Origin of the sequence: Cupriavidus sp. a3 (genome assembly GCF_051015765.1) — a bacterium.
GTDB lineage: Bacteria > Pseudomonadota > Gammaproteobacteria > Burkholderiales > Burkholderiaceae > Cupriavidus > Cupriavidus oxalaticus_A.
The window spans coordinates 595,181-622,001 of the sequence record NZ_CP170643.1 but is presented as its reverse complement, the minus strand read 5'-3'; the positions used below and the strand labels follow the sequence as shown (position 1 = coordinate 622,001).

General features: G+C 68.4%; 26 protein-coding genes. 15 read left to right on the top strand and 11 right to left on the bottom strand.

The window, feature by feature from the left end; all coding sequences use genetic code 11:
• Positions 1–11: 11 nt before the first annotated feature.
• Entirely contained in the window at positions 12–1,409 is a 1,398-nt protein-coding gene (mpl, locus tag ACAD63_RS02945; protein WP_133092330.1) for a UDP-N-acetylmuramate:L-alanyl-gamma-D-glutamyl-meso-diaminopimelate ligase, read from the bottom strand.
• A 200-nt stretch (positions 1,410–1,609) separates the two neighbouring features.
• Here mpl and ACAD63_RS02940 point away from each other — a divergent pair, with 200 nt between their 5' ends.
• The 10 genes from ACAD63_RS02940 (at position 1,610) to ACAD63_RS02895 (ending at position 10,606) form a co-directional block, all read left to right on the top strand.
• Complete coding sequence (locus ACAD63_RS02940; RefSeq protein WP_135705922.1) at positions 1,610–2,299, top strand: UDP-N-acetylmuramate--alanine ligase; 690 nt, start codon at positions 1,610–1,612, stop codon at positions 2,297–2,299.
• Positions 2,300–2,339: 40 nt separating this feature from the next.
• Positions 2,340–2,888: a TlpA family protein disulfide reductase gene (locus ACAD63_RS02935; protein WP_195431257.1), complete on the top strand. Its 549-nt coding sequence runs from the start codon at positions 2,340–2,342 to the stop codon at positions 2,886–2,888.
• Positions 2,889–3,083: 195 nt separating this feature from the next.
• The gene (aroQ, locus tag ACAD63_RS02930) at positions 3,084–3,581 is read left to right on the top strand and encodes a type II 3-dehydroquinate dehydratase (RefSeq protein ID WP_133092333.1); all 498 of its coding nucleotides are present in this window, start codon (positions 3,084–3,086) and stop codon (positions 3,579–3,581) included.
• Between the two features lie 167 nt (positions 3,582–3,748).
• On the top strand, positions 3,749–4,210 hold the full coding sequence (gene accB / locus ACAD63_RS02925) for an acetyl-CoA carboxylase biotin carboxyl carrier protein (RefSeq protein WP_135705924.1): 462 nt from the start codon (positions 3,749–3,751) through the stop codon (positions 4,208–4,210).
• A 255-nt stretch (positions 4,211–4,465) separates the two neighbouring features.
• Entirely contained in the window at positions 4,466–5,818 is a 1,353-nt protein-coding gene (gene accC / locus ACAD63_RS02920; RefSeq protein WP_195431253.1) for an acetyl-CoA carboxylase biotin carboxylase subunit, read from the top strand.
• 41 nt (positions 5,819–5,859) lie between these two features.
• A complete protein-coding gene (prmA, locus tag ACAD63_RS02915; RefSeq protein ID WP_029047872.1) occupies positions 5,860–6,753 on the top strand; it encodes a 50S ribosomal protein L11 methyltransferase in 894 nt (297 codons plus the stop codon).
• 9 nt (positions 6,754–6,762) lie between these two features.
• Entirely contained in the window at positions 6,763–8,436 is a 1,674-nt protein-coding gene (locus ACAD63_RS02910; RefSeq protein WP_434033403.1) for a DUF3426 domain-containing protein, read from the top strand.
• A gap of 121 nt (positions 8,437–8,557) precedes the next feature.
• Entirely contained in the window at positions 8,558–9,058 is a 501-nt protein-coding gene (gene tpx / locus ACAD63_RS02905; protein ID WP_434033402.1) for a thiol peroxidase, read from the top strand.
• Between the two features lie 97 nt (positions 9,059–9,155).
• Positions 9,156–10,103 (top strand): carbohydrate kinase family protein, encoded by a 948-nt coding sequence (locus tag ACAD63_RS02900; protein WP_434033401.1) that lies wholly within the window; start codon positions 9,156–9,158, stop codon positions 10,101–10,103.
• A gap of 35 nt (positions 10,104–10,138) precedes the next feature.
• The gene (locus ACAD63_RS02895) at positions 10,139–10,606 is read left to right on the top strand and encodes a hypothetical protein (protein WP_434033400.1); all 468 of its coding nucleotides are present in this window, start codon (positions 10,139–10,141) and stop codon (positions 10,604–10,606) included.
• A 241-nt stretch (positions 10,607–10,847) separates the two neighbouring features.
• Here ACAD63_RS02895 and ACAD63_RS02890 read toward each other — a convergent pair whose 3' ends face one another.
• Complete coding sequence (locus ACAD63_RS02890) at positions 10,848–11,429, bottom strand: histone H1-like DNA-binding protein (protein ID WP_133092340.1); 582 nt, start codon at positions 11,427–11,429, stop codon at positions 10,848–10,850.
• Between the two features lie 1,644 nt (positions 11,430–13,073).
• Between ACAD63_RS02890 and ACAD63_RS02885 the strand changes: the two genes are divergently transcribed.
• The gene (locus ACAD63_RS02885; RefSeq protein ID WP_133092341.1) at positions 13,074–13,559 is read left to right on the top strand and encodes a DUF2147 domain-containing protein; all 486 of its coding nucleotides are present in this window, start codon (positions 13,074–13,076) and stop codon (positions 13,557–13,559) included.
• Between the two features lie 130 nt (positions 13,560–13,689).
• Here the strand turns inward: ACAD63_RS02885 and ACAD63_RS02880 are convergent, their stop codons facing one another.
• Together ACAD63_RS02880 and ACAD63_RS02875 are read right to left on the bottom strand one after the other, a co-directional pair.
• A complete protein-coding gene (locus ACAD63_RS02880) occupies positions 13,690–15,813 on the bottom strand; it encodes a TonB-dependent receptor (RefSeq protein ID WP_195431247.1) in 2,124 nt (707 codons plus the stop codon).
• 182 nt (positions 15,814–15,995) lie between these two features.
• On the bottom strand, positions 15,996–16,877 hold the full coding sequence (locus tag ACAD63_RS02875) for a LysR family transcriptional regulator (protein ID WP_434033399.1): 882 nt from the start codon (positions 16,875–16,877) through the stop codon (positions 15,996–15,998).
• 153 nt (positions 16,878–17,030) lie between these two features.
• Between ACAD63_RS02875 and ACAD63_RS02870 the strand changes: the two genes are divergently transcribed.
• Positions 17,031–17,423, top strand: coding sequence for a tautomerase family protein (locus ACAD63_RS02870; RefSeq protein WP_135705930.1), 393 nt, complete (start codon positions 17,031–17,033; stop codon positions 17,421–17,423).
• Between the two features lie 170 nt (positions 17,424–17,593).
• Entirely contained in the window at positions 17,594–18,427 is an 834-nt protein-coding gene (locus ACAD63_RS02865; RefSeq protein WP_133092345.1) for an aldo/keto reductase, read from the top strand.
• Between the two features lie 19 nt (positions 18,428–18,446).
• On the opposite strand, the gene ACAD63_RS02860 is transcribed toward ACAD63_RS02865, so the two are convergent.
• Positions 18,447–18,869 carry a hypothetical protein gene (locus ACAD63_RS02860; protein WP_135705932.1) on the bottom strand — a complete coding sequence of 141 codons (423 nt, stop codon included), beginning with the start codon at positions 18,867–18,869 and terminating at the stop codon, positions 18,447–18,449.
• A gap of 188 nt (positions 18,870–19,057) precedes the next feature.
• On the opposite strand from ACAD63_RS02860, the gene ACAD63_RS02855 reads away from it, so the two are divergent.
• On the top strand, positions 19,058–19,636 hold the full coding sequence (locus tag ACAD63_RS02855; RefSeq protein ID WP_133092347.1) for a BPSL1445 family SYLF domain-containing lipoprotein: 579 nt from the start codon (positions 19,058–19,060) through the stop codon (positions 19,634–19,636).
• A gap of 106 nt (positions 19,637–19,742) precedes the next feature.
• Positions 19,743–20,642: a recombination-associated protein RdgC gene (locus tag ACAD63_RS02850; protein WP_133092348.1), complete on the top strand. Its 900-nt coding sequence runs from the start codon at positions 19,743–19,745 to the stop codon at positions 20,640–20,642.
• A 45-nt stretch (positions 20,643–20,687) separates the two neighbouring features.
• On the opposite strand, the gene ACAD63_RS02845 is transcribed toward ACAD63_RS02850, so the two are convergent.
• The 6 genes from ACAD63_RS02845 to ACAD63_RS02820 all read right to left on the bottom strand — a co-directional run bounded on the left by ACAD63_RS02845 (position 20,688) and on the right by ACAD63_RS02820 (position 26,821).
• The gene (locus tag ACAD63_RS02845) at positions 20,688–21,131 is read right to left on the bottom strand and encodes a thioesterase family protein (protein ID WP_133092349.1); all 444 of its coding nucleotides are present in this window, start codon (positions 21,129–21,131) and stop codon (positions 20,688–20,690) included.
• A 121-nt stretch (positions 21,132–21,252) separates the two neighbouring features.
• On the bottom strand, positions 21,253–22,608 hold the full coding sequence (locus ACAD63_RS02840) for a BatD family protein (protein WP_434033398.1): 1,356 nt from the start codon (positions 22,606–22,608) through the stop codon (positions 21,253–21,255).
• Positions 22,605–24,242 (bottom strand): vWA domain-containing protein, encoded by a 1,638-nt coding sequence (locus tag ACAD63_RS02835; RefSeq protein WP_434033397.1) that lies wholly within the window; start codon positions 24,240–24,242, stop codon positions 22,605–22,607. Before ACAD63_RS02835 ends, ACAD63_RS02840 begins: the two co-directional genes overlap by 4 nt.
• Positions 24,242–25,264: a vWA domain-containing protein gene (locus ACAD63_RS02830; RefSeq protein WP_434033396.1), complete on the bottom strand. Its 1,023-nt coding sequence runs from the start codon at positions 25,262–25,264 to the stop codon at positions 24,242–24,244. The genes ACAD63_RS02835 and ACAD63_RS02830 overlap by 1 nt, the downstream gene beginning before the upstream one ends.
• On the bottom strand, positions 25,251–25,796 hold the full coding sequence (locus ACAD63_RS02825) for a DUF4381 domain-containing protein (RefSeq protein WP_195431232.1): 546 nt from the start codon (positions 25,794–25,796) through the stop codon (positions 25,251–25,253). The genes ACAD63_RS02830 and ACAD63_RS02825 overlap by 14 nt, the downstream gene beginning before the upstream one ends.
• Entirely contained in the window at positions 25,793–26,821 is a 1,029-nt protein-coding gene (locus tag ACAD63_RS02820) for a DUF58 domain-containing protein (protein ID WP_434033395.1), read from the bottom strand. Before ACAD63_RS02820 ends, ACAD63_RS02825 begins: the two co-directional genes overlap by 4 nt.

Genomic DNA, 26,821 nt, shown 5'->3' with positions numbered 1-26,821 from the left:
CCCCCTGCGGCTCAGGCCGCCGCGGCCAGCGCGTCCAGCAGCTTCTGGTGCACGCCGCCGAAGCCGCCGTTGCTCATCACCAGCACGTGGTCGCCCGGCTGTGCCGCGGCGCACACGGCCTGCACCAGCGCGCCCAGGTCCTGGAATGCGCCAGCCTTGTCGCCCAGCGGCGCCAGCGACTCGGCCAGGTCCCAGCCCAGCGCGTCCTTGCCGGCCGGGGCGCCGTAGCCGAACACCAGGTCAGCCTGCTCCAGGCTTGCCGGCAGCTGGGCTTTCATCACGCCCAGCTTCATGGTGTTCGAGCGCGGCTCCAGCACCGCCAGGATGCGGGCATTGCCGACACGCCGGCGCAGCCCTTCCAGCGTGGTCTGGATCGCGGTCGGATGGTGGGCGAAGTCGTCGTAGACGGTCACGCCGCCGACCTCGCCGCGCACTTCCATGCGGCGCTTGACGTTGGCGAAGCGCGACAGCGAAGCGATCGCCTGCTCCGCCGGCACGCCCACGTGGCGCGCCGCGGCGATTGCCGCCAGCGCGTTCATGCGGTTATGCGTGCCCTGCAGGTCCCACACCACGGTGCCGACCACGGCGCCCTCGAACCAGACGTCGAAGGCATCCTTGCCCGGCTGTGCGGTGTGGGCGGTGTGGGCGGTGTGGGCGGCATCGCTCTCGCGCCAGTCGCCCACGCCGAACTGCTCGACCTCGCTCCAGCAGCCGCGCTCGAGCACGCGCGCCAGGCTTTCCTCGACGCCGTTGACGACCAGCCGGCCCTGGCCCGGTACGATGCGCACCAGGTGGTGGAACTGCGTCTCGATCGCCGCCAGATCCGGGAAGATGTCGGCGTGATCGTATTCCAGGTTGTTCAGGATCGCAGTGCGCGGGCGGTAATGCACGAACTTGCTGCGCTTGTCGAAGAACGCGGTGTCGTACTCGTCGGCCTCGATCACGAAGAAATCGGACTCGGTCACGCGCGCCGAGATGCCGAAGTTCTGCGGCACGCCGCCCACCAGGAAGCCCGGGTTGTAGCCGGCATCCTCCAGGATCCAGGCCAGCATCGACGTGGTGGTGGTCTTGCCGTGCGTGCCGGCCACCGCCAGCACCCACTTGCGCGCCAGCACGTGTTCGCCCAGCCATTGCGGGCCGGACACATAAGGCAGGTTGCGATCGAGGATGGCTTCCATCAGCGGATTGCCGCGCGAAACCACGTTGCCGATCACGAACAGGTCAGGCTCCAGCGCCAGCTGGGCGGGGTCGAAGCCTTCGATCAGCTCGATGCCCTGCGCTTCCAGCTGGGTGCTCATCGGCGGATAGACATTGGCATCGCAGCCGGTGACGCGATGGCCGGCCTGCTTGGCCAGCACCGCCAGGCCGCCCATGAAGGTGCCGCAGATGCCAAGGATATGAATATGCATGGGTTCCCGGGAAGACATGAAGCCCGCAGGCTTGGGGACTCGGCACCCGGCGCTCGCGCGGCGGCAGCGTGGCCGCATGGTGATGGCAGGCCGGGCAGGAAGCCACTGATTGTACCCGAGCGCCGGCGGCCTTCGCTGCACCGCGGCACCGGCGGCCACGTGCGTGCGGCGCCCCGCGTGCGCTCCGGTATCATGGGGCAATGAGCCGACGTACCCCGCCCGACCCCACCCGCCTGCGCGAGGAAATCGCCCAGGCCGCCGCCCGCATGATCGCCGAGGACGGCGCCGACTACGCCACCGCCAAGCGCAAGGCCGCGCGCCAGGTGCTGGGCGAGCAGCGCGTGCCCGGCGAATGGCTGCCCGACAACGACCAGGTCGAGGCCGAAGTGCGCGCCTACCAGGCGCTGTTCCATGGCGACACCCAGCCGCGCGTGCTGGCCCTGCTGCGCCGCGTGGCCGTGCTGGCCATGGAGGACCTCGCGCCGTTCCGGCCCTACCTGGTGGGCGCCGTGCTGAACGGCACCGCCACCGAGCACTCGGATATCTACCTGCAGTGCTTCTGCGACAGCGCCAAGGACGCCACGCTGCACCTGCTGAACGCCGGGGTCGACTTCGAAACCAGCGAAAGCCGTCACTTCGGCGGCCGCGGCGATGTCGAGACCCTCAGCTTCCTGTGGAAGGGCCAGTGGCCCGACCGCCGTGCGGCCCGCCAGCTGGCCGGCGAGGTGCGCGCGGAACTGGGTGCGCCGGTCGGCATCCATATTGCGCTGTATGATGCCGTCGACGAACGCGGCGCCGTGCGCGCCGACGCCTCCGGGCGGCTAACCCGCGCGGACCTGCAGGCCGTACGCGCGCTGATCGGCGAAGATGCCGGCACCGGGCCGTCCTGAATCACGGCCCGCGCCCGCCCCGCTCACGCTACCTAATCCAATGACTGATACCGTCTCCTCGACCGTCCGCCGCTCCCGCCTCTGGCTGTGGATCGCGGTTGCCGTGGCGGCATGCGCCGCCGGCGCGATTGCCGGCCATTTCTTGTTCTCGCCCAAGCCGGCCAGCGACCAGGCCGTCGAGGCGTTCTTCCAGACGCGGCTGCCGGACCCCGCGGGCACCGAGCTTGACCTGGGCACGCTGCGGGGCAAGACACTGGTGGTGAACTTCTGGGCGCCGTGGTGCGGCCCCTGCGTTGAAGAAATGCCCGAGCTGACCGCGCTGCACGAGGAATACAAGAACCGGCAAGTCGAGTTTGTCGGCATCGGTATCGATTCAGCCAGTAATATCCAGCAGTTCACCAGGAAGGTACCGGTCGCCTATCCGCTCGCGGTGGCAGGCTTCGCCGGCACCGAGCTGTCGCGCAATTTCGGCAACAGCGCCGGCGGCTTGCCCTATACCGTGGTCATCAACCCCGACGGCAGCGTCAAGTACCGCAAGATGGGCCGCGTCACCGCGGAAGAGCTGCGCGCGGTGCTGCCTCGCACCTGAGTAAGTTCTTTCGGTATCTCCGGTCAATTTCGGATTTCTCGCGCGATTTGTTCCGTTTCCGTATCTGAGGCCCGAGAAAGTGCCGAAAGCGCCGCCGTATCGTCCCGATGCCGCCGCGCCTTGTATCCCGCGCTAGACAAATCCCTCTAAGCTACGGTAATCTCCGCGCAATTTCGTTGATCTGGTCGAGCCGCCGTGACTGCAACCCGCTCCATCCGTCGCTCAGCCCGCTACCGCAAGGTGCTGGTCCTGCATGGGCCTAACCTGAACCTGCTGGGAACGCGCGAACCGGAGACCTACGGGCACACCACCCTGGCCGATATCGACGCAGCGCTGGCCGACCATGCATCCAAGGCCGGTATTTCCCTGGCTTCGTTCCAGTCCAACCATGAGGGGGCACTGGTCGACCGCATCCACGCCGCGCGCGAGGAAGGCGTCGATTTCATCATCATCAACCCGGCGGCCTACACGCACACCAGCGTGGCCCTGCGCGATGCGCTGGCCGGCGTGGCCATCCCGTTTGTGGAGGTCCACCTGTCCAACGTGCACCGCCGCGAGAGCTTCCGTCACCACTCCTATTTCTCCGATATCGCTGTCGGAGTGATCTGTGGGCTGGGCTGGCAGGGATACCTGCTGGCACTCGACTATGCGCTCGCCCAGGAACAGCCGCCGCCAGGAAGCCCGGGGCGCTGACCCCTGCCAGAATTTTTTGACGAACCTGCGCGCGCCGCCCGGCGGACCGCGCCCGTTGCACGTGCCGCGGCACGGCGGGCGCGGCTCCGTGGTGGGCGCCAAACGATTTCTTCCGCCGCAGCCCAGCGGGGCCGCGGCCGGACAACCTGATTCAGGAGGATAAGAAGATGGACCTGCGCAAGCTGAAGACGCTCATCGACCTGGTGGCCGAATCCGGCATCTCCGAGCTGGAAGTCACCGAAGGCGACGGCAAGGTACGCATCGTCAAGCAACCGCCGCAAATCGTCGCCGCGCCGATGGCCATGCCGCAGCTGCAGGCACTGCCGGCCGCATCGGCCGCTGCCCCGGTCGGCACCGCCGCCCCGGCCGCCGAGCCGGTTGCGCAACTGCCCGCCGGCCACATCGTGACCTCGCCGATGGTGGGCACGTTCTACCGCGCGCCGTCGCCGGGCGCCGCACCGTTCGTCAATGTCGGCGATTCGGTCAAGGAAGGCCAGACCGTCTGCATCATCGAAGCCATGAAGCTGCTCAACGAAATCGAGTGCGACAAGGCCGGCGTCATCAAGGAAATCCTGGTCGAGAACGGCCAGGCCGTGGAATACGGCCAGCCGCTGTTCGTCATCGGCTGAGCCTGAAAGGCATGCCGCGCCCAGCGCTGCCGACGACCGCCCTTGCGGCGGCAGGCACAGCACCGGCACGGCCCTCTATGGCGTTTCAGGACGCCAGGGACGTTGTGGGCATCGCGACCCGTTCCGTGCAGTTCCATGCAGTTCCGCGCGTTAGTGCGGCCCGGCGTGCGGCCCGGCGGCCAGCCTGACGGCCGCGCGCCCGACGTGCCATGGCGGCACGCAGCGGGACCGCTCCCGTTCTCGCAGAGAGAGACCATGTTTGAAAAAATTCTGATCGCGAACCGCGGCGAAATCGCACTTCGCATCCAGCGCGCCTGCCGCGAACTGGGCATCAAGACGGTGGTGGTGTATTCCGAGGCCGACAAGGAGGCCAAGTACGTGCGCCTGGCCGACGAAGCCGTCTGCATCGGCCCGGCCCCGTCGCCGCAGTCGTACCTGAACATGCCGGCCATCATCTCGGCCGCCGAAGTGACCGATGCGCAGGCCATCCACCCGGGCTACGGCTTTCTGTCGGAGAACGCCGACTTCGCCGAGCGCGTGGAGAAATCCGGCTTCGTCTTCATCGGCCCGACCGCCGACAGCATCCGCCTGATGGGCGACAAGGTCTCGGCCAAGCAGGCCATGATCAGGGCCGGCGTGCCGTGCGTGCCGGGCTCTGACGGCGCCCTGCCCGACGACCCCAAGGAAATCCTGGCGACCGCGCGCCGCGTAGGCTACCCGGTGATCATCAAGGCCGCCGGCGGCGGCGGTGGCCGCGGCATGCGCGTGGTGCACACCGAAGCGGCGCTGATCAACGCCGTCAACATGACGCGTGAGGAAGCCGGCCGCGCCTTCGGCAATCCCGAGGTCTACATGGAGAAGTTCCTGGAGAATCCGCGCCATGTGGAGATCCAGATCCTGGCCGACCAGCACAAGCAGGCGATCTGGCTGGGCGAGCGCGACTGCTCGATGCAGCGCCGCCACCAGAAGGTGATCGAAGAAGCGCCGGCGCCGCATATCCCGCGCCGCCTGATCGAGCGCATCGGCGACCGTTGCGCGGAGGCCTGCAAGAAGATGGGATACCGCGGCGCCGGCACTTTCGAGTTCCTGTACGAAAACAACGAGTTCTACTTCATCGAGATGAACACGCGTGTGCAGGTGGAGCACCCGGTCACCGAGATGATCACCGGCATCGACATCGTGCAGGAACAGATCCGCATCGCCTTCGGCGAGAAGCTGCGTTTCCGCCAGAAGGACGTGCAATTCCGCGGCCACGCGATCGAATGCCGCGTGAATGCCGAGGACCCGTTCAAGTTCATCCCGTCGCCCGGCCGCATCACCGCCTGGCACATGCCGGGGGGCCCTGGTGTACGCGTGGACTCGCACGCGTATGATGGCTACTTCGTGCCGCCCAACTACGATTCGATGATCGGCAAGATCATCACATACGGCGCCACGCGCGAGCAGGCCATCGCCCGCATGCGCATCGCGCTGTCCGAAATGGTTGTGGACGGCATCCAGACCAACGTGCCGCTGCACCGCGAGCTCATGATGGACGCCAACTTCGTCGAAGGCGGCACCAGCATCCACTATCTCGAGCATCGCCTGGCGGAGCGCGCGAAGGCCTGACGCGACTTACCCGCAACCCCAAGCAGCAAGCAAGGAAGCCCGTGGCATTTCAGGAATGTGTGATCGAAGTGGCGCAGGACCAGGCCGAAGCCTGGTCCGAGGCCCTGTTCGACCTCGGTGCGCTGTCGGTCTCGGTGGAAGACGCCGATGCCGATACGCCCGATGAGCAACCGCTTTTCGGCGAGCCCGGGCTCGAACCCAAGCAACTCGCGTGGAACCGGTCGCGCGTGGTGGCGCTGTTCGGCGACGATGCCGATCCCGCCGTGGTGGTGGCCGCTGCCGCCAACCAGCTTGGCATCGATCCGGTGCCGGCATACGAACTGCGCGCGGTGGAAGACCAGGACTGGGTGCGCCTGACGCAATCGCAGTTCGAACCGATCCGCATCGGCGAGCGCATCTGGGTGGTGCCGTCGTGGCACGACGCCCCCGAGCCCGATGCGGTGGTGCTGGAGCTGGACCCCGGCCTGGCCTTCGGCACCGGCAGCCATCCGACCACGCGGCTGTGCATGCAGTGGCTGGAGCAACACGTGGTGCCGGGCGAGACCGTGCTCGACTATGGCTGCGGCTCCGGCATCCTGGCGATCGTCGCGCGCAAGCTCGGCGCGGGCGCTACCGTTGGCATCGACATCGATCCCAACGCCGTGGAAGCGTCGCGCTACAACGCCGAGCGCAACCAGGTCGAGGCGTCGTTCGCGCTGCCCGAGTCGGTGTCGGAGGCCACCTATGACCTGGTGGTCGCCAATATCCTGTCGAACCCGCTCAAGCTGATGGCCGCCATGCTCAGCGCCCGCGTGCGCCCCGGCGGCCGGCTGGTGCTGTCGGGCGTGCTGGAGCGCCAGGCGGAGGAAGTTGCCGCCGCCTATGCACCGTGGCTGCCGCTGACGGTATGGCGCGCCGAGGAAGGCTGGGTGTGCCTGCACGGCACCCGTCCCTGACCAGTCCAGATGGCCGCCGTCAAGCTCGTCACGCGCTGCCCGGCCTGCCGCACCGCCTTCCGGCTGGTCGCCGACCAGTTGCGCCTGCGCCAGGGGCTGGTGCGTTGCGGCCACTGCGAAACGGTGTTCGATGCGCGCGAGCACCTGATCGAAATCCCCGTGCCGGCAGGCAGTGCCACGCCGCCGGCGTCCGCCGTACCGGCAACGACCACGCCGACCGCGGCCACGCCCGCACCGGCAGCTGAAGCTGCGCGCCCCGGCGAGTCTGCCCCGGCATCGCAGCCAGCCCCTGCCCCCTTCACGCCCTTCACGCCCACCACCGATCCCGGCTATGACGTGCCGGCGCTGGACGCGCCTACCATGCTCATGACCTCGCCCGCGGACCTCGACGTCGCGGCACCGCCCCACGCGGACGTGCATGAGGACGAGATCGAACGGGCGCTGCGCGAGGCCAACGATGCCGTCGCCCAGCGCGACGCGCGCGATGCGGAGCGGCAGGCGGACGTCGAGCCCGTGCCGCAGCAGAGGCCCGCCACGGAGACCGCGGGGGAAGCGGAACCCATGGCGGAGTCGGAACCGGAGCCAGAGGCAAAACCAGGACCGGAACCCGAAGCGCAGCCTGAACCAGAGCGCAAAGCCACGCACGACGCAGAGGCCACGGCGACGCACGCGGCGCCTCAGCCGGCCGAACCCGAAGTTGCAGCGCCGGCATGGCCCGCACTGAACCACAACGCACTCGATCATCCTGCGCTCGAAGAGCCGGCACGGATCGGCAAGGCCGGGGAGCCCGAAGCAGAAGCGCGAGGGAAAGCGGAAGCGCCGGCGCCCCAGCCGGACGCCGTGCCCGCACCCGCGGCAATCCCGAGTGCCAGCGAATTCCTGCGCGCGGCGTCGGCGGATATCGGCCCGCCACCGGCGATCCATCCGGCGCCGGCAGACACGCCCGAGTCCGCCGCCGAGCCGTCCGAGAGCAAGGCTGCCGAGCGCACCGACACCAGCGATACGCGCTACGGCCGCGACGCCGGGCCCGCGCCCGACACTGGCGCGCCCGCCAGCATCACTGGCGAAGCCGTCGCACGCGAGCAGACCACGCGCCGCTGGACCCGCGCCGAAGCCCCGGCCGGCCCGGTCTTCGCTCCCGACTTCCTGCGCCACGCCCGCGAACGCGAGCGCGAGCGTGCCCCCGCGCGCAGCCGCGCGCCGGCGCCGCGCACGCTCTGGTACGCCGCGGCAGCGGTGCTCGCCCTGGGCGCGACGGTGCAGGCCGTGTATCTCGCGCGCAGCCCGCTGGCCGGACAGTTCCCGATGCTGCGCCCGGCACTGGAAGCCGCATGCGCCCCGTTCGGCTGCGACGTGCCGCCGTGGCGCGACATCGACGCACTGCGCATCGAGAGTTCGCAGCTGCAGCGCCTGGACGAAGGCGGCGATGCCTACATGCTCGCCGTCACGCTGCGCAACCTCGGCCGCGCCACCACCGCGCTGCCAGCGATCGAGCTGGTAATGACCGACCTGCAGGACCAGCTGCTGCTGAGGCGTGTGCTGCAACCGGCGGATTACCTGGACCCTTCGCAAAAGGCCTTCGCGACAGAGGGGCTTCGCGCCGGCATGGAGCTGCCGGTTCGGGTACGATTCCGGACGCAGCAGGCGCCATCCAACTACCGCGTGCTGATTTTTTATCCCTGAATTCCGCGGCCTGCCGCCGGACCGAATCCGAGTCCGGCGGCGGGCAGCGCCCCCCACCGGGGCATTGGCCGGCCAGGCGCCGGAAACTGAACCGGAAACCATCAGACATCAAGGAGCAGACATGAGCAGCGTTACCCTCGGCGGCAACCCGATCGAAGTCGCAGGCAAGTTCCCGCAAGCCGGCGACAAGGCGCCCGCCTTCTCGCTGGTCGGCAAGGACCTGAAGGACGTCACGCTGGCCGACTTCGCCGGCAAGCGCAAGGTGCTGAACATCGTCCCGAGCCTGGACACGCCGGTGTGCCAGGCTTCGGCCCGCAAGTTCAACGAGGCCGCCAACAGCCTGGCCAACACCGTCGTGCTGACGATCTCGGCCGACCTGCCCTTCGCGATGGGCCGCTTCTGCACCACCGAAGGCCTGGCCAACGTGGTGACGCTGTCGACGATGCGCGGCGCCGAGTTCAAGGGCAACTACGGCGTGGACATCAAGAGCGGCCCGCTGACTGGCGCGACCGCGCGCGCAGTGGTGGTGCTCGACGAGAACGACACCGTCAAGTACGCCCAGCTGGTCCCGGAAATCAAGACCGAGCCGGACTACGAAGCCGCCCTGGCCGCGCTGAAGTAATCCGCACCGCCTGACGGCAGCGGCCGCCCGCGCAACCGGGGCGGCCGTTTTTGCTTTATCTGACCTATCCACCAACAACCTACCACCTGGAGAGAGCATGGCCAGCCTGATCTGCGGCTCCGTCGCCTACGACACCATCATGACGTTCGACGGACGCTTCCGCGAACACATCCTGCCGGACCAGATCCATATGCTGAACGTCTCGTTCCTGGTGCCCGGCATGCGCCGCGAGTTCGGCGGCTGCGCCGGCAACATCGCCTACACGCTGAAGATGCTGGGCGGCGATCCGGTGGTGATGGCCACCGTCGGCACCGATGCCGAGCCCTACCTGGAATACCTGCGCAAGCTGGAGATTCCCACCAGCCACATCCGCGTGCTGCCCCAGAGCTTCACGGCGCAGGCCATGATCACCACCGACCTGGACAACAACCAGATCACCGCCTTCCACCCTGGCGCAATGAGCCAGTCGCAGCTGAACAACGTCAAGGACGCGCTCGGCAGCGGCAAGGCGCCCGCGCTCGGCATCGTGGCCCCGGACAGCCGCGAAGGCATGCTGCACCACGCGCGCCAGTTCGCCGAGGCGGGTGTTCCGTTCATCTTCGACCTGGGCCAGGCTATGCCGCTGTTCAACGGCGAAGACCTGCGGGAGTTCGTTGAACTCGCCAGTTACGTGACAGTCAATGACTACGAGGCGCAGGTGCTGCTGTCCCGTACCGCATGGACCAGCGCCGAGGTTGCCGCCAAGGTTCGTGCCTTCATCGTCACGCACGGCGAGCGCGGCGCCAGCATCTATGCCGATGGCCAGCAGTACGCGATCCCGGCCGTGCGGGCCGAGCGCATCGTCGACCCGACCGGCTGTGGCGACGCCTTCCGCGGCGGCCTGCTCTACGGCATTGAAAACGGTTTAGACTGGGAAACGACCGGCCGCCTGGCATCGCTGATGGGGTCGGTCAAGATCGCGCAGCAGGGTCCGCAGAACCACTGGTTGTCGCGCGAGGAAATCGGCAACCGGTTCCAGTCTGCATTCGGGTACCGCTACGCCTGACCTGCGGCCAGTGCGTGGCTTCTTCGGGATTTGACATGAACCACCAGCTCCGTGGCGGCGCGCTTGCCGCCATTGCCATCGCGGCCCTGGTCGCCGGCTGTGCGACGGAGTCGAACTCCAACAGCGTCTACAGCACCGGGCAGGCGCAGCGCGAGCAGACCGTACGCTATGGCGTGGTCGAGGGCATACGCGAAGTTGCCATCCAGCGCAGCCAGACCGGCGCGGGCACGCTCGCCGGCAGTGCCATCGGCGGCATCGCCGCTGGCAGCACCATCGGCAGCGGCAACGGCGCGGTGGCGGCGGGCATCCTCGGCGCGATCCTGGGCGGCATCGCCGGCAGCGCTGCCGAGAACAAGGTCAACGAGCGGCGCGGCCTGGAGATCACCGTGCGCCTGGACAACGGCGAGATGCGCGCGATCACGCAGGAGGCCGACGAGGTTTTCCGCCCGGGCGAGCGCGTGCGGCTGCTGTCCTCGGGCGGCGTCACCCGCGTCACGCACTGAACCGCTGCGCCCGGGCGGGCGCCAGCATGCAGCGCATCCAGGCGCCGCGCCCGCAAGGGCCGCGGCGCTTTTTCTTTGCTCGCGCACCAATGAAAAAACCCGCCGGGCCAGCGGCCATCGGCGGGTCTGCAAGACTGGCGTCTTGCTGACCGGATACGCAGTATCCGGTCATGCTGGCACGCACTGCGTGCCGATGTGGTTCCGTACGGAACGCGTAAGTCCCACGCCGTGGCGGCGCAGCTTACGGACGGTTGCCCGTCGGGAACGGCCAGGCAGCGGCCGGGTTCAGCGCGGTCTTGGCAGCCGAAGCGGGAGCAACGGCAGGGGCAGCGGCAGGCTTCGCGGCAGCCTTCTTGGCAGCCGGCTTCTTCGCAGCAGCCTTCTTGGCAGGAGCCTTCTTGGCAGCCGGCTTCTTGGCAGCAGCCTTCTTGGCCGGTGCAGCCTTCTTGGCGGCGACCTTCTTGGTTGCAGCCTTCTTGGCCGGTGCGGCCTTCTTGGCGGCGACCTTCTTTACTGCGGCCTTCTTGGCCGGTGCTGCCTTCTTGGCGGCGACCTTCTTGGTTGCAACCTTCTTGGCGGCGACCTTCTTCACCGCGGCCTTCTTGGCGGGGGCCTTCTTGGCCGCAGCCTTCTTGGCCGGCGCAGCCTTCTTGGCGGCGACCTTCTTCACGGCGGCCTTCTTGGCCGGTGCCTTCTTGGCGGCCGGTGCTGCCTTCTTGGCGGCTACCTTCTTGGTTGCGGCCTTCTTGGCCGGAGCGGCCTTCTTGGCGGCCGGCTTGGCGGCCTTCTTAGCCGCCGGCTTTTTCTTTGCAGCAGTTGCCATGGATAACTCCTTCACTAGAGAGTGAATATCGAATGACCTAAGTCAGGCGACCCGACCGACCCGAGGCGCGATACCACAGCGCGGCCCCAGTCGAGCGAGCGATTCATCGGCGCGCGGCCCGACTGCGGCTGCACGCTAATGAATTCGGTTGCAGGCGCACCGCCCATGGCGGTGACTTCGCGGCAGTCGCGGACCCGCAAGCGGGACCGGGGCACTTGCCGCGCCCTGGAATATTCGATCGGCCCGCCCCGCCAGTCGGGTCGGCGCGCGGCCTGAAAAGAGGAGATATCGGACAGCAGGCCTGCGGTGCGGGCATGGCCTCGCGCACGGCAAGCGGCATTCATTCGGTGGTAGCTGGTCCAACCCGTCAATGGACCAAGGGAGACTGCACGCGTTTTAAGAAGCCGGCTCGGCCAGGTCTGCGTCAAAGTTCTCGTGCTCCTCAGCTACAACCTTCATCACTGCATCGAAGCGCGCATCGCGCTCGTCGTTCCAATCTTGCTTCCTGCTTCTCTGCAATGAAGTGAGACTCTTGTCAAGGCGAATCATAATTCGTTTGCACGATGATGTTAAGAAAAAAGTGCAAAAAAACTTGCCTGCATGCATTACTCAAACTAGTTCTCTCGCGCGTCGTCACGAAGACGTTGCCGATGGCATCGCAATGCATCGCGCGCACGCTGATGCGAACACGCGCTTCGCTCGTTCGCACACGCGTCGCGGCCCTCCATCCCGACCCGCGCACGCGCAGCTTTTACACACCCGCACGGCACCCGATTACAACCCGCGCAACGCGCATCGCAGGATTGCGCGCGCCCTGCTGCGCACGTCATCGCGCTTTCCGAAAAGCCGCATGGACAAAGGCTTTGCGGGCGATGCACCGATACGCGCGCGACCTGCGCGGCAGTGCGCGAGCACGTAAGCGCTCGCGCCGGAAACGGGTGGCGCGCTTCGTCGCCTGCATGCGTTACACAGTCGTCAGCGCGCACGCGCGAAGGGCGTCCGGCTGACTGCGACGACTCGCGCCACTCACCTCGCGAAAGCACGCCGAACAAGCCCACGAAGAGTGATGCGCGAACGCAACGGTTTGCATCGAAGCAACAGCGCGAGGACATCAAAGCGTTGCGATTGAGCAAAGCGGCGACGCGTGCGAAGCATCGCGGCAACACTTCGATCGTTTGTCGGGACACAGCTGCGCCGACAGCATCGCGATCGCCGCTCTCATCCATTCGGATGACTCCGATCACGCACCACAGATCGCTGCGCGCATCGCGCGATGCCGAGCGTGCCGGCACGCTTCGCAGCGCTTGCCACAGGCTTGCCGATCTCGCCGCGAGAGCCCGGCGATGCGCCGCACGTCCGCTTAGAGGAATGCTTCGGCAGCGCGCTCGGCGGCCCGATTTGCTGCAACACAATAACCCGCAAACAACGGCTGCATGCGGCTTTGCGGGGAGCATGCAAGGCGTGCGCGCAGGCCGCCGCGGGGACCGGCGCAGCATGCCGGGCGATTGCAGTGCCGCTGCTGCGACAGTAGATTGGCGTGCGCGCCCGCCGCCCAGGCTCCGCTGCTTCGACGCAGGCGGCAATCGCCGCGCGGCGCATCGCACCGGCACCCTGCCGGTGGCAACGAACCTCAAAGGAGACATCATGCGCAACCCATCCCACCTCGCCGCTGTCCGTCCGCTGGTGCGTCCGGCACTGCGTGCCGCGGTGCTCGCCGCCGCCCTGCTCGGCAGCGCCGCCGCGATGGCGCAGGCCTCGCCGAGCGGCATGTGGAAGACCATCGACGACAGCACCGGCAAGCCGCGCGGCCTGGTGGAGATCAGCGAGAAGAACGGCGTCTACAGCGGACGCCTGGTGAAGACCTTCGTCGAAGGCGACGGCAAGCCCAGGGTCTGCGACAAGTGCACCGACGCGCGCAAGGACCAGCCGCTGATCGGCATGACCATCCTGACCGGCCTGCGCAAGACCGGCGACAACGAGTGGAGCGGCGGCGAGATCCTCGACCCGGAGAACGGCAAGGTCTACAAGAGCAAGATGTCGCTCGCCGAGGATGGCAGCAAGCTCAACGTGCGCGGCTTCATCGGCATCAGCCTGATCGGCCGCACCCAGACCTGGGAGCGCGATCACTGAGCGTGCGACGGCTCATTTGACTCAGGGTTTCTCCGCAACCGCCGGCAGCATGCGATGGCGCGGCGACGCGGCTGGCGAAAAAAAACCGGGCGATTCTCACCGCCCGGTTTTTTGTCCTCGATGCTGCGCTTTACATCCGGTACCGCAGCGTCGCCATCACGCTGCGCGGGGCGCCCGGCATGTTCAGGTTAGGGCTGGTGCCGTGCGCCGACACGATGTAGCCCTTGTCGAACAGGTTGTACACGTTCAGCTGCGCCTCGAAGGCGCCGCGGCGGTACCAGGCCATGGCGTCGGCGGTGACATAGCCGGGCAGCGTCACGGTGTTGAGCGGATCGGCATAGCGCGCGCCCACCAGGTTGAGGCCGGCGCCCACGCCGAAGCCGTGGCCCAGGTCCTTGGTCACCCACGCGTTGCCCGAGTGGCGCGGCGTGATGGTGGCGCGCTTGCCCTGCAGCGCGGCGGTGGACTTGGTGATGGTGGCATCCAGGTACGCGTAGCCCGCCAGCATGCGCCAGCCGCCGCCCAGCTCGGCCGCGCCGGAGATCTCGATGCCGTCGGTGCGCTGCTCGCCGATCGGCAGCAGTGCCGTGTTGGTGGCGTTGGCCACCTTGATGTTGCTGCGCTCCAGGCGGAACACCGAGATCGTGGTGCTGGCCTTGCCGTTCAGCCAGTCATACTTGGCGCCGACTTCGGTGTTGTTGGTGGTCTCGGGCGCCAGGTCGGCGTTGTTGGCCGCCAGCGCAAAAGCCTCGCCCGACGGCTGGAACGACTTGCTCCACGACACGTAGTACGACTGCGCCTTCGACGGCTGCCACACCAGGCCGGCGCGCGGGCTCCAGGCGGTGTCGGTGCGCGACAGGTCGCGCTGGCCGGCGATCCGGTTCCTGGTCTCCTGCTGGAAGTTGTCGTAGCGCACCCCGACCAGCGCCTTCCACTGCTCGCTGAACTTGATCATGTCCTGGGTGTAGAACGCCAGGGTGTCGAACACGCCCAGGTTCGAGGTGGTCGGGTTGCCCGGCGCCTTCAGCGGCAGCGTCATCAGCACCGGGTTGAACAGGTCGAACACTGCCGGGCGGCCGTTGGCGCCGAGCACCGGCTTGGTGTTGTTGACCTGGTCCTTGTTCTGCTGCCCGATCTCCATGCCGTACAGGATCTCGTGCTCCATGCCCAGGAAGGTGGCCTTCTGGGTCAGGTCGGTCTGGTTGAACCAGCCATGTTCCTCGCGGCGGACATTGCCGTGGTTCATGGTCAGCGTGCGCGCCGCTTCGTTGACCGCAGCGGTCAGCGTGTTGTTGCGGTCCAGCGAGTAGTGGTAGTAGCGCGTGGCGTTGCGGATCGACCAGTTCTGGTTGAAGCGGTGGTTGATTGTGGCGGTGCCGGAGAACACGCGCGACTGCGAGTAGTCGGCATCGCGCGCATTGGCCGCGCCGTAGTAGCGCGAGGCCGGCACGTCGACCGGGCGGCCCTGGTAGGCCGGGATGCCGAAGTCGGTGACGCGGCGGTCTTCCAGGTAGTCGGCCTGGAACAGCACGGTGGTCTCAGGTGCGACGCGCAGCTCCAGCGACGGCGCGATCGCCTTGCGGTCCAGGAACTGCTGCGAGCGATAGCTGTTGGCCTTCTCCACGGCGCCGGTGATGCGGAACGCGGCGGCGCCGTCGGCGAACACGCGGCCGACGTCGGCCTCGGCGCGGCGGTCGGCCCACATGCCATAGCTCAGCGCGAAATCGGTGACGTCGATGCCAGGCTTCTTGGTGACGCGGTTGATCAGACCGCCTGCCGAACCGCGCCCGTAGAGCACCGCCGCCGGGCCCTTGACCACTTCGACGCGATCCACGTTGGACAGGTCGCGGAAGTACAGCGCATCGTCACGAATGCCATCGACGAACTGGTCGGCGATCGCGGTGAAGCCGCGGATCGAGACCTGGTCGCGCTGGCCGTCGCCATGCGAGAACGACACGCCGGGCACGTTCTTCAGCGCGTCCTGCATCGACGTGGCGTGCTGGTCGCGCATTACCTCGGCGGTGACCACGTTGACGGTCTGCGGGACGTCGCGCAGCGGCGCTTCGGTCTTGGTCGCGCTGACCGCGTTGGGCGGGTTGTAGCCGGCGCCCAGCTCACGGCTGACGTCGGCCTTGACGGTGACCTCGGGCAGCTGCGCCGCTGCCGTCGGTGTCGCCTGCGACCAGGCTGCCATCGGTTGAAAAACAAGGGTCCCTGCCACCGCGGCGCAGATCGGGTGAAGTTTTATTCTCATTTCCCTGTAATTGACTGTAATTCTTTTTAAGAAAGCGGTGCATTATCAATTATGAGAATGAAGGGGTCAATGAGATTGCGAATTATTCCTATTTATTGCCGCGCGAGCGTTGTTTTCAGATCGGCGTTGACCGGGGGCAGTACGCTGGTGTTTGACTTGTGAGCCGACTCAGGTGGGCCGACTCAGGCCAACTGCTCGGCCAGCACGTTGCGAGCCTCGGCAATGAACGGCGATTCGTTGCGGCGGGCAGGTAGCAGGAAGAACTCCGCTTCGGGCAGGCGCGGCAAGCCGAGCCGCGCAACCGTGCCGCCGTCCAGCGGCGCGACGCCCGGCCCGATCGCCGCTGCATTCAGGCAGGACAGCCCGAGCCCGGCCGCGAGCGCGAGATGCAGGCCCGCCACGCCCGAGGCCGAGTGCGCGACCTCGAACGGCAAGCGCTTGCGCAGCAGCAGCTGCACCACGAACTGGTGCAGCGAGCAGGTGTCGGGCAGCAGCACCAGCGGCAGCGTGGCGGGCAAGGCGTCGGCCTCGCCGGAGGCCGCCACCCAGGCCAGCGGTTCGCGCCGCAGCACCGTGCCCCGCGTGCTCTTGCCCTGTGTGTCGCGGCCGCGCGGCAGGCGCATGCTCAGGGCGATATCGAAGGCATCCATCCCGGCGGCGGCATCGATTGCCGCACTCTTCATCACCGTCACGTGCAGCCGCAGATAGGGATAGCGTTCACGCAGGCGCCGCAGCATGCCGGCGATTTCGCCCGGGCGGAAGTAGTCGGTGACGGCAAGCCGCAGGTCGCCTTCCAGCGCGTGTCCGCGCAGTTCCTGCAGCGCCAGTTCGTTCAGCGCGAGGATGCGCCGCGCGTGCTCCAGCAGCCGCGCGCCGGCCGGCGTCGGCACCGCGCCGTGCCGCCCGCGCGACAGCAGCGGCACGCCGGCGCGCTCTTCCAGCTTGCGCAGCTGCTCGCTGACCGACGATTGCGACAGGAACAGCCGGGGCGCGGCGGCGGACAGGCTGCCGCAGTCGGCAACGGTGACGAAGGTGCGCAACTGGTCTGTGTCGAATCCACGCATGATGGGACGCTCCGGCATAGGCTGGCAGAGGGTGGCAAAGGCGGCCGCAGTTACTTCGGCAAATCCGATGGATGGTATCGGACATTCCCGCTTTTCCGATACTACACCGGCTCCTAACATGGCATCACCCACCCACGAAACCAGGAGCCAGCCATGCCCCACATCGTCCTGCAACTGTCCGGCCAGCCCGATGCCGCCCTCACCCGCCGCAGCGCCGCCGCCATCGCCGACCTGACCGCAAGCGTGCTCGGCAAGAAACGCGACGTGATTGCCATCACCGTCCACTACGTGCCGCACGACAGCTGGATCATCGGCGGCGTGCCGCTGTCCGAGCAGGGCCGCAACGCCTTCCATCTCGATATCAGCGTCACCGATGAGACCAATACCAAAGCCGAGAAGGCGCAGTTCATCCAGGCTGTGTTCGAGACCATGGCGGGCCTGCTCGGCAACCTGCATCCCGTCTCTTATGTGCATGTGATCGATGCCCGCGCGGCGGCGTATGGCTACGGCGGCCGCACGCAGGAGTATCGGCACCAGCACGGATGAAGCGCGCGTCGCCTGCAGGGCGGCGTTATCGCGCTGTAATCGGGATGTATTTTGTGACCGGACTGGTCTGAAGCAATCGGGCGCCCCGCCGCTTGTACATTTAGTGCGTTGTTAACTAGTGTGAGTTGGGTGCCGCCGGCACCCAACCCGGCCATCCTGGAATCCGACGCATGAAACAGATCACCCTGCCCGACGGCGAGCGCATCCCCGCGCTCGGCATGGGAACATGGAACATGGGCGAGACGCCCGCCGCGCGCGCCGAAGAGATCGCCACGCTGAGGCTGGGCCTGGACCTGGGCCTGCGGCTGATCGATACCGCCGAGATGTACGGCGAGGGCCAGTCCGAGGAAATGATCGGCGAGGCCGTGGCCGGGCGGCGCGACGAGGCCTTCCTGGTCAGCAAGGTCTATCCGTTCAACGCCAGCCGCCGCGGCACCGTGCAGGCGTGCGAGCGCAGCCTGCGGCGGCTGCAGACCGATCGCATCGACCTGTACCTGCTGCACTGGCGCGGCGGCGTGCCGCTGGAAGAGACCGTCGCCGCCATGCAGGCGCTGCAGCGCGACGGCAAGATCCGCCACTGGGGCGTCAGCAACCTGGACCTGGCGGACCTGCAGGAGCTATGGGACGCGCCCGGCGGCGACGGCATGGCCACCAACCAGCTGCTGTACAACCTCGGCCGGCGCGGTATCGAATGGGACCTGTTGCCGTGGCTGCGCCAGCGCGGCATCCCGGTGATGGCCTACTCGCCGATCGAGCAATCGCGGCTGCTGGGCAACCCGGGGCTGAAGCGCTTCGCGCGCGACCACGGCATGACCGCGGCGCAGGCGGCGCTGGCCTGGCTGCTGGCGCAGGACGGCGTCATCGCCATCCCCAAGACCGGCCGGCGCGAGCGCCTGCAGGAGAATATCGGCGCGCTGTCGCACCCGTTGTCGGCGGCCCAGCTGGCCGAACTCGACCGCATCTTCCCGCCTCCGGACGGGCCGGGGGCGCTGGAGATGCTGTGAGCGCGCCCGCGGCGCGGCGTCAGTTCACGCGCGACGCGTAGCGTTGGTTCTCGACATAGCGCACCAGGTAGTTGCGCGCTTTGTCGCGGGTATCGGCAGTGACGCGCGCCGCCGCCTGGCGGGCGCTGTTCTTGCCGTGCGCCGACGACATCTGACCGTCCAGGTAACTGCGGAAAGAGTCGTGCATGGCGTTCAGGTCGGACTGGCATGCGGCTAGCGCCGCATTCGCCACGTCTTTCGACTGGCCCTTGGACGACAGGTTGTCGTCGGCCTTCTCCTTGACGCAGTCCATGTATTTGGCGCGCAGCGCCTGCCAGCCGCTGCTGTCGGCGGTGGCGGCGCTGGCGGCAGCGTTGGTAGTTTCACTGGCGGGTCCGGTCGAGGGCTGGGAAGCGCACGCGGCGAGCAAGGCCAGTGGCAGGGCGGTAAGTAATTTCTTCATGCCTTGATGATGCGATGCGGCGGTGCCGCATGGATGCGTAGTCATTTCTGGAGCCGACAAACTGCCATGAATGCCCGGGCGAGGCTACCTTCGTCACAAATGGAAACGACTCGTCACCACGTGATCTTTTGTCCGAGTGCTTTTGCCGCCTATGCTTCAGAGACGACAACAACACCCAAGGAGACAAGATGAAACGTCGAAACTTCCTGACCGCCAGCGCGGGCCTTGCCCTGGGCAGCCTGGCACTGGGTGCCTGCACCACCACAAAGCCCGACGCACCGACCGACAAGGCGGCACGGCGCCGCGAGCTGGACTCGGGCGTCGATGCCACGTTGTCGCGCCTGTATGGCTCGGTCAACGGCTCGCGTGAACTCGGCAATCGCGCGCGCGGCATCCTGGTGTTCCCCAAGACCTTGTCGGCGGGCTTTATCGTCGGCGGCGAATATGGGGACGGCGCGCTGCGCTCGGGCGGCGCGACGCGCGGCTATTACCGCCTGGTCTCCGGCTCGGTCGGCTGGCAGATCGGCGCGCAGTCCAAGTCGGTGATCCTGATGTTCCTGACGCAGGACGCGTACGACAAATTCGTGCGCAGTTCAGGCTGGACCGCTGGTGTCGACGCTACCGTCGCGCTGGCGACGGTCGGCGCCAGCGGCGTGCTCGACACCAATACCGCGCAGCAGCCGATCGTCGGTTTCGTGATGACCAATGCCGGGCTGATGGCAGGCCTGAGCCTCGAAGGCAGCAAGGTCACCCGGCTCGACCTGTAAGCGCCTGGCGCCGGCTTGCGCCGCACGGTCCGACGGTCGTGCGGCGGCGGTTTTTCGCGGCCATCCGCCGCGAGGGGATAGAATTCGTCCCTTTGGCCGAATTCTCATGTGGTTCAAGAACCTGCAGGTCCATCGTTTCTCCGCCCCGTGGACGCCCGGCGCCGACGAGGTCGAAGCCAGCCTGGCGAAGCACGCCTTCTACCCCGGCACCAGCCTCGAAATGCAGACGCAGGGCTGGGCCTCGCCCCGTGACAACGGCCAGCTGGTCCACGCCGTCGGCCGCCAGATGCTGCTGACGCTGCGCACCGAGAAGAAGCTGCTGCCGACCACCGTGGTCAACCAGGTCACACGCGCACGCGCCGCGGAGATCGAGGAGCAGCAAGGCTACAAGCCGGGCCGCAAGCAGCTGAAGGAACTGAAGGAGCAGGTCACCGAGGAACTGCTGCCGCGCGCCTTCAGCATCCGCCGCGACACCCGCGTGTGGATCGACCCGGACAACGGCTGGCTGGCGATCGACGCCGCTGCCGCGGCCAAGGCCGATGAAGTGCGCGGCATGCTATTCAAGGCGCTGGATCCGCTGCCCCTGGTCAACCTGCATGTCAACCAGTCGCCGGTGGCGGCGATGACCGAATGGCTGGCCGGCGACGCCGCGCCGGGCGGCTTCACCGTCGACCAGGAAATCGAGCTGCAGTCCGGCAGCGAAAGCAAGGCCACGGTGCGCTACGTGCGCCACCCCCTCGATCCTGAAGACCTGCGCCGGCACATTGCCGCCGGCAAGCGCTGCACGCGCCTGGCGATGACCTGGAACGACCGGGTCTCGTTCGTGCTGACCGACGGGCTGGTGGTGAAGAAGGTGGCGCCGCTGGACGTGATCAAGGAACAGGCCGACGGCACCACGCATGACGAAGACGAGCGCTTCGACGCCGACTTTGCCATGATGGCCGGCGAGCTGTCGGGCCTGCTGGGCGACCTGACCGAAGCGCTGGGCGGCGAGCGCAAGAGCTGATGCTGGCGGCGCGCGCTGCCGCGCGCCGGCGCACCGATACGCCGGTTACGCTACCCAGTTCACCTTGGGGAAGCGGTCGGCAAATCCGGCCGGCATCGGCATCACGGTCTTGCCGACGTAGTCGAAGAACACGAAGCCGGACTTGGCCATGGCGATCAGGGTGCCGTCAGCCGGGCGCGTGATGCGGAAGATGATGTCGCCGCCGTACTTGTTGAAGTCCATCACGCCGACTTCGAACAGCAGCTGGTCGCGCGCGTGCGCTTCGTTGCGGTACATGGTGGCCAGGTCCGTGACGATGATGCCGAGACCCTCCACCTTGTCTCCCTCGCTGCCGAACTCATAGAGGAAGCGGGCGCGCGCCTCGGAGATCATCGAGATCATCGAATCGTTGGCCAGGTGGTTGGCCGAGTTGATGTCGGTGACGCGCACGGTCAGGTGGGTCGAATAGCAGAACTGGTCGTCGGGAAGATCGAGTTGAAGGCGGGCCATGGCGGCATCGGGCAAAGTGGACAAGAAGCCGCCGCCAGGCACGCATAAGGACCATCCGATTCCGGGCAGGCTGGCGGCGAGGCGCCCATCATAGTCGATCCGGCCGGTTCGCCAGCGGGGCTCAGGGATTGAGCGGCGGCAGGGCTGCCGGCGTGGCCCGATGCGCCGCCCGGACAGGCCGGTGTGCGGGGCCGTACTTCGGCAACAGGCCCGCCAGTTCGCTGCCGTTCCATTGCCCCGTGCCGGTGCCGGCACCGAACAGGCGCCGTTCGAGTCCATCGACGGCGGAAGCCAGCGCCGCGTCGGTGCCTGCCGCCCACTCCGATGGTGCCTTGCCCCACGCGCTGCGCGACCACACGCCAAGGGCGCGATAGGCTGCCGGCGCGTCGTTCGCGCGGCAGGCCTGCAGCAGCGCCGCGAGCCGCGCCTCGCTGCCAGCCGCCCTGGCGCTGCGCCGTGCCGCGAGCGCCCGGCGCAGGCGTGCCACGCGCGGCCGTGCCCAATGCAGCAGCAGCCATCCCAGCAGCAAAACCGGGGCGCCGCCGGCCGCCCACAGCCACAGGCGCCACGCGGTCCCGCCCTCCCCGGGCAACGGCGCGGCGTGGGGGCCGGTCGGGGACAATCCTGCAAGGTGCGGCGCGGCGGCCACGTCCACCTTCACCTCGGGCGCCTCCGATTCGCCGGGCTTGCGCGTGACCGGGTCAAACCACTCCACCTTGATCGCCGGCAGCGTATAGGTCCCTGCGTGCTCGAACACATAGGTGATGCGGTCGGTGCGGCTGCCGCCCGTGTTGCCCGCGCTGTCGTGCGCGGCATCGCTGAGTTGCGGATCGCCCGCGAACACGCGCACGCCGGCCGGCGCTTCCACCTTGGGCGGCCGGATCATCATGGCCTGCGTCTGCGGCGCGAACGTGATGATAGTGCGCACCAGCGCGTCGCCGGCATGGAATTGCGCCTGCGGGCCGCTGACCGGGCGGTCGAAGCGCTGCGTGACGTTCAGGCGCGCCACCGGCAGCGTGGCAACGGCCGGCGCGCCGGCTGCGCCCGCGGCACGGATCGTGGTGGCCGGCAGCGTCACGCTGCCCTGGCGCGGCTTGCCGTCGTCGCCGGCATAAGTGAAGGCGATGGAGACCTGCGGCAACCGGAACTCGCCGCCCTGCTCCGCGGCAAACAGGTAGGTCTTCCGGATGCCGGCATAGCTCACGCCGCCAATGGTCTCGACCGTGTTCTGGCCGCGGTCGTCCGGCATGGTGATGATCGCGCCGGGCACCTGCAGTGTCGGGAAGGCAGGCGCCGACAGGAAGAAGTTGGGCGCCAGTATCGTCACGTCGATGCGGATCTGCTGGCCCGGCAGCACGGGCTGCCGCGCCGCCACGTCGACGCGCACGATGGGATCGGCCGCCAGCGCGAGCGCGCTCGCCAGCCATAGCGCAAGGCCGGCGAGCCAGATGCCGAAGCCCCGACCCGCGCGCGTCATGGTTTGGCTCCGGCGCCCGGCTGCGCCTGGCCCTGCTGCAGCGCGAACTTGCGTTGCAGCAGTTCGGTCGGCGTGGTCTGGATCGCGCGCATCCAGGTCTCCGCGCTTTCGACCGCGCCCATCTCCAGCTTCTTGCCCTCGCCTTCGGGCGGCCTGGACTCGCTGTCGTACTTCACTTCGTCGGGCTTGATGTCGGGCGGCTCCTCGCCTTCCTTCGGATTTTCCGCCTTCGCGGCCAGCTTCTCCATGAGCGCCAGGTTGGCCGTTGCCGCGGGCCATTGGGGGCGGCGCTTCAGGGCCTCCCGGTAGCGCGCCGCCGCGTCCTTGTACTTGCCCATCCGTGCCAGCGCATCGCCCTGGTTGAAGTCGCTCTCGGGCGAATCGATCAGCGCGAAGCTCTGCACCGCCTGCGCGTACTGCCCGGCGCGGTACTGCGCCACGCCGCGCCACATGGGGTCGTCGAACAGCGCAGCGGCGGCGGCAAAATCGCCGCGCTCGAAGGCCCGGCGGCCCTGCTGGTCATGCGTGAGCCACAGGTCGACAAAGCGCGACGCGCGTGGCGCTTCGGCACCGGGCGCCGGCGCCTGCGCGCGCAGCGCCTGCTGCGGCGCCGCCAGCGCCACGGCAAGCAGCACGCCGGTGATCCAGCGCACGGTCCAGCCCTTGCGGAACCACAGCACGCCGAGCAGTGCGATGGGAACCGTCAGCCACCAGCCCTCATCCTTCCAGCGCGTGTTGTCCGCCGACTGCTTCTGCGCGAGGTGCGACTGCACATGGCGCTGCACCCAGGCGACGTCGTCGTCGCTGTCGGGCGTGAACGTGGCGACCGGCACGCCGGTGTCGTCGCCAAAGCGCTTGAGTGCGGCCGTGTCCATGCGCGCGAACACGCGCACGCCGTCCTTCTCGACAAAGCCGTCGGTGCCGCTGCGCAGCGGGCCGCCGCGTTCGGTGCCGATCGCCAGCACCACCGGCTGGCTGCGCCCGCTGCCTGCCCGGGTCTTGAACGCGCGCACGGCGGCGGTTTCCACGCCGTCGGTCAGGAACAGGATGGTGCCGGGCACCTCCTCGTGCGCGAGCGCCGTGTCGATGGTGCGCAGCGCAAGTGCGGTGTCCCTGCCGGGCGCCGGCATGATACGGGTCTGCAGCGCATCGACGAAAGTCTGCAGCAGCATGGCGTCGTCGGTCAGCGGCAGCACCAGGTGCGTGGAGCCGGCGTAGGCCCAGATCGCGGTGCGTCCGCCGTCGCGGCGCGCCAGCAGCGCCTTGACCTTGAGCTTCGCGCGCTCGAGCCGCGTGGGCGTCACGTCGATGGCATCCATGGTCGGCGACAGGTCGATGGCGATCGCCAGCGGCGCCTTGTCGTCGAGAAACGGCGGGCGCTCGCGCTCCCACGCGGGACCGGCCAGCGCAATGGCGCCGAGCGCAAGCAGCAGCGCAGTCAGGTGCACGGGACGGATGGCCAGCCGGCGCCGCTCGCCGACCATCAACGCGTCCAGCAGGTGCGGAGCAATCGCATCGCGCCAGCGCCGCCGCACATCGCCGCGGCGGCGCACGGCCCACACCAGCAGCACCGCCGGGACCAGCGCCAGCAGCCACCACGGGCGCAGGAAATGGAAATCCGCGAGCGCCTGCATCACGACTCCTGCGCCGCCGGTTGCGGCGCGCCACGCCGGCGCGGACGCGCAAGCCATGCCGACCACGCCGCCATGATGAGCTGGTACGCCAGCACCATGCCAACCGCCGCGCCGAGCGGCCACATGAACAGCTCGCGCCGCGGCCGCCACGACAGCGTCTTGTGGTTGTGCGGCGTAATGCGGTCGAGCGTTGCGTAGATGCTTTCGAGTCCCTTTTGGTCGGCCCCGAAAAAATAGCGTCCACCCGTCTGCGCGGCGATGCGCTGCAGCACGCCCAGATCGACGCGCTGCTCGCCCTCGGCGGAAGGATCGCCGATGCCGATCGTATGCACGATCACGTGCCGCTGCCTGGCGATCTCCGCGGCGCGTTCGGGCGGCATCTTGCTGGCGGTGTCGTTGCCGTCGGTCAGCACGATCAGCACCTTCTCGGGCGCCTGGCTCTGGTCGAACATCTTGATGCCAAGGCCGATGCCGTCGCCGAGCGCCGTGCTGGGCCCGGCCATGCCCGGCAGCAGGTCATGGATCATGGCCTGCACCAGCGCGTGGTCCAGTGTGAACGGCGCCAGCGGGTACGGCGCGTCGCCGAACACGATCAGGCCGATGCGGTCGCCGGGCCGGCGCGTCACGAAACTGCTGACCACCTCGCGCACCGCCTGCACGCGCGGAATCAGCGCGCCGGCCGGATCGCGGAAATCCTGCGTATCCATCGACTGCGACAGGTCCAGCGCGAGCATCAGGTCGCGCGCCGGCTGCACCTTCTCGATCGGCGCCTCCAGGAACTGCGGGCGCGCCAGCGCGGTCACCAGCAGCGCCCATGCGAGCGGCGCCAGGATGCGCTGCAGCCAGTTGCTGCGCGGCACGACCGCGCCCGGCGCCGGCTTCAGCCCCACGGCGCTGGCCACCTCGCCGAAGAACGGCAGCCGCACCGACGGGCTTTCCTCGCGATACGGCGGCAACAGCCACCACAGCAGCAAGGGCAGCGGCAGCAGCACGAAGAGCCACGGGTATTCAAACTGGTACATGGTGGCCGGCGATCCATTGCTGGCAGGCCGCGGCGGTTGCCGTCACCTGGCTGTCGGGCCATTGCGCCAGCGCGGCCGCATCGCGGTACTGCGCGTCATTGACCAGCGTCGCGAGCACCGGTGCCGCCGCGCCGGCCTTGCCCGCATAGGCTTGCAGGAACCGCGCCCACTCGGCGCCGGCCAAGCTCGCCACCTCTGTGCGCGGCCACGCCGCCAGCGCGGTGCGCTTGAGCAGCTCCGCCATGGCAACCAGCGCGTGAGCGCGAGCCTGCGGCGACGCGGACATGCCCGCGCGCAACCGTGCCAGCTCGGCCAGTGCTTCGCGGCGGTAGCGGTTGGCGCGGAAGTGGCGCCACCAGCGCCAGGCCGCGAAGGCCAGCAGCGCCAGCACGATCGCGCCGGCCACCGGCCAGCCGATGGTCTGCGGCCGCCATGACGGCGGCGGCGGCACGACCACCTCGGCCATATGCAGGAGATCGCCGGCAATCGTGGCGCTGTCGGGCGCGGCCGTGCTGTGCACCAGGTCGCTCATGGCCGCCCTCCCTGCCGGGCGCGCAGCGTTCCCTGGCCTTGCGGCAGCGCCTGCCCGAGCAGGCGGCGCAGTTGCAGCGGCGTTTCCTCCGCAGCCGACAGCGGCAGCAGCGGCACGCCGATGGCGCGGTGCCAGCCCAGCAGGTCGCGGCTCTGCGCATCGACGAATTCGGCAATGCCCTTGCGTGTCGACGCGTGGCCGAATCCCAGCTCGACCTGCAGCTCGCCGTCGCTGACGACAAGGTGGCCGGAGGCCGGCAGTTCGAGCAGGAACGGGTCATAGACCAGCATCGTCAGCAGGTCGTTGCGGGCGCTCATCGACAGCATCAGGTCGCGCGTGGCCGCGTCATGCCCGTCGAAGTCGCTGATGACGATGACGAGGTGGTCATGCCGCGCGAGCCGCGCCGCGCGCTCGAGCGCGGCATTGAGCTGGCCGGCGCCGCGCCGCGCGGGGGCATCGGCGCGCAGCGCCTGGTTATGGCGCGCGATCTCGCCGAGCATGTGCTCCACCGGCTGGCGGCTGCGGCGCGGCGCGAGCTCGGTGCATTCACCGTCGCCGAACACGAGGCCGCCGACACGGTCGCCCTCCGACAGCACGCGCCACGCGGCCAGCGCCGCGGCCTCGGCCGCGACCACGGACTTCATCGCGCGGCGGCTGCCGAAGAACATGTTGATGCGCTGGTCCACCAGCAGCAGCACCGGCCGGTCCTTTTCCTCGCTGTACACGCGTACGTGCGGCTTGCCGGTACGCGCCGTGACGCGCCAGTCCATGCTGCGGATATCGTCGCCGGGCAGGTAGCCGCGCACCTCCTCGAAGGTCAGGCCGCGCCCGCGCACCCTGGAGGCATGCCGGCCGGCCAGCACGCTGTGCACGGGCTGCCGCGGCAGGAAATGGAAATCGCGCGCGGCAACTTCGAGCGCCGCCAGCGCCGCGGCATCGACGCTGACACCAGGCTGCGCGCGCGAATCAGGCCCCTCCCCGGCGGGCACCGGCGAGCGGCCGAGCGAGGCAAGGTGGGAGCGCAT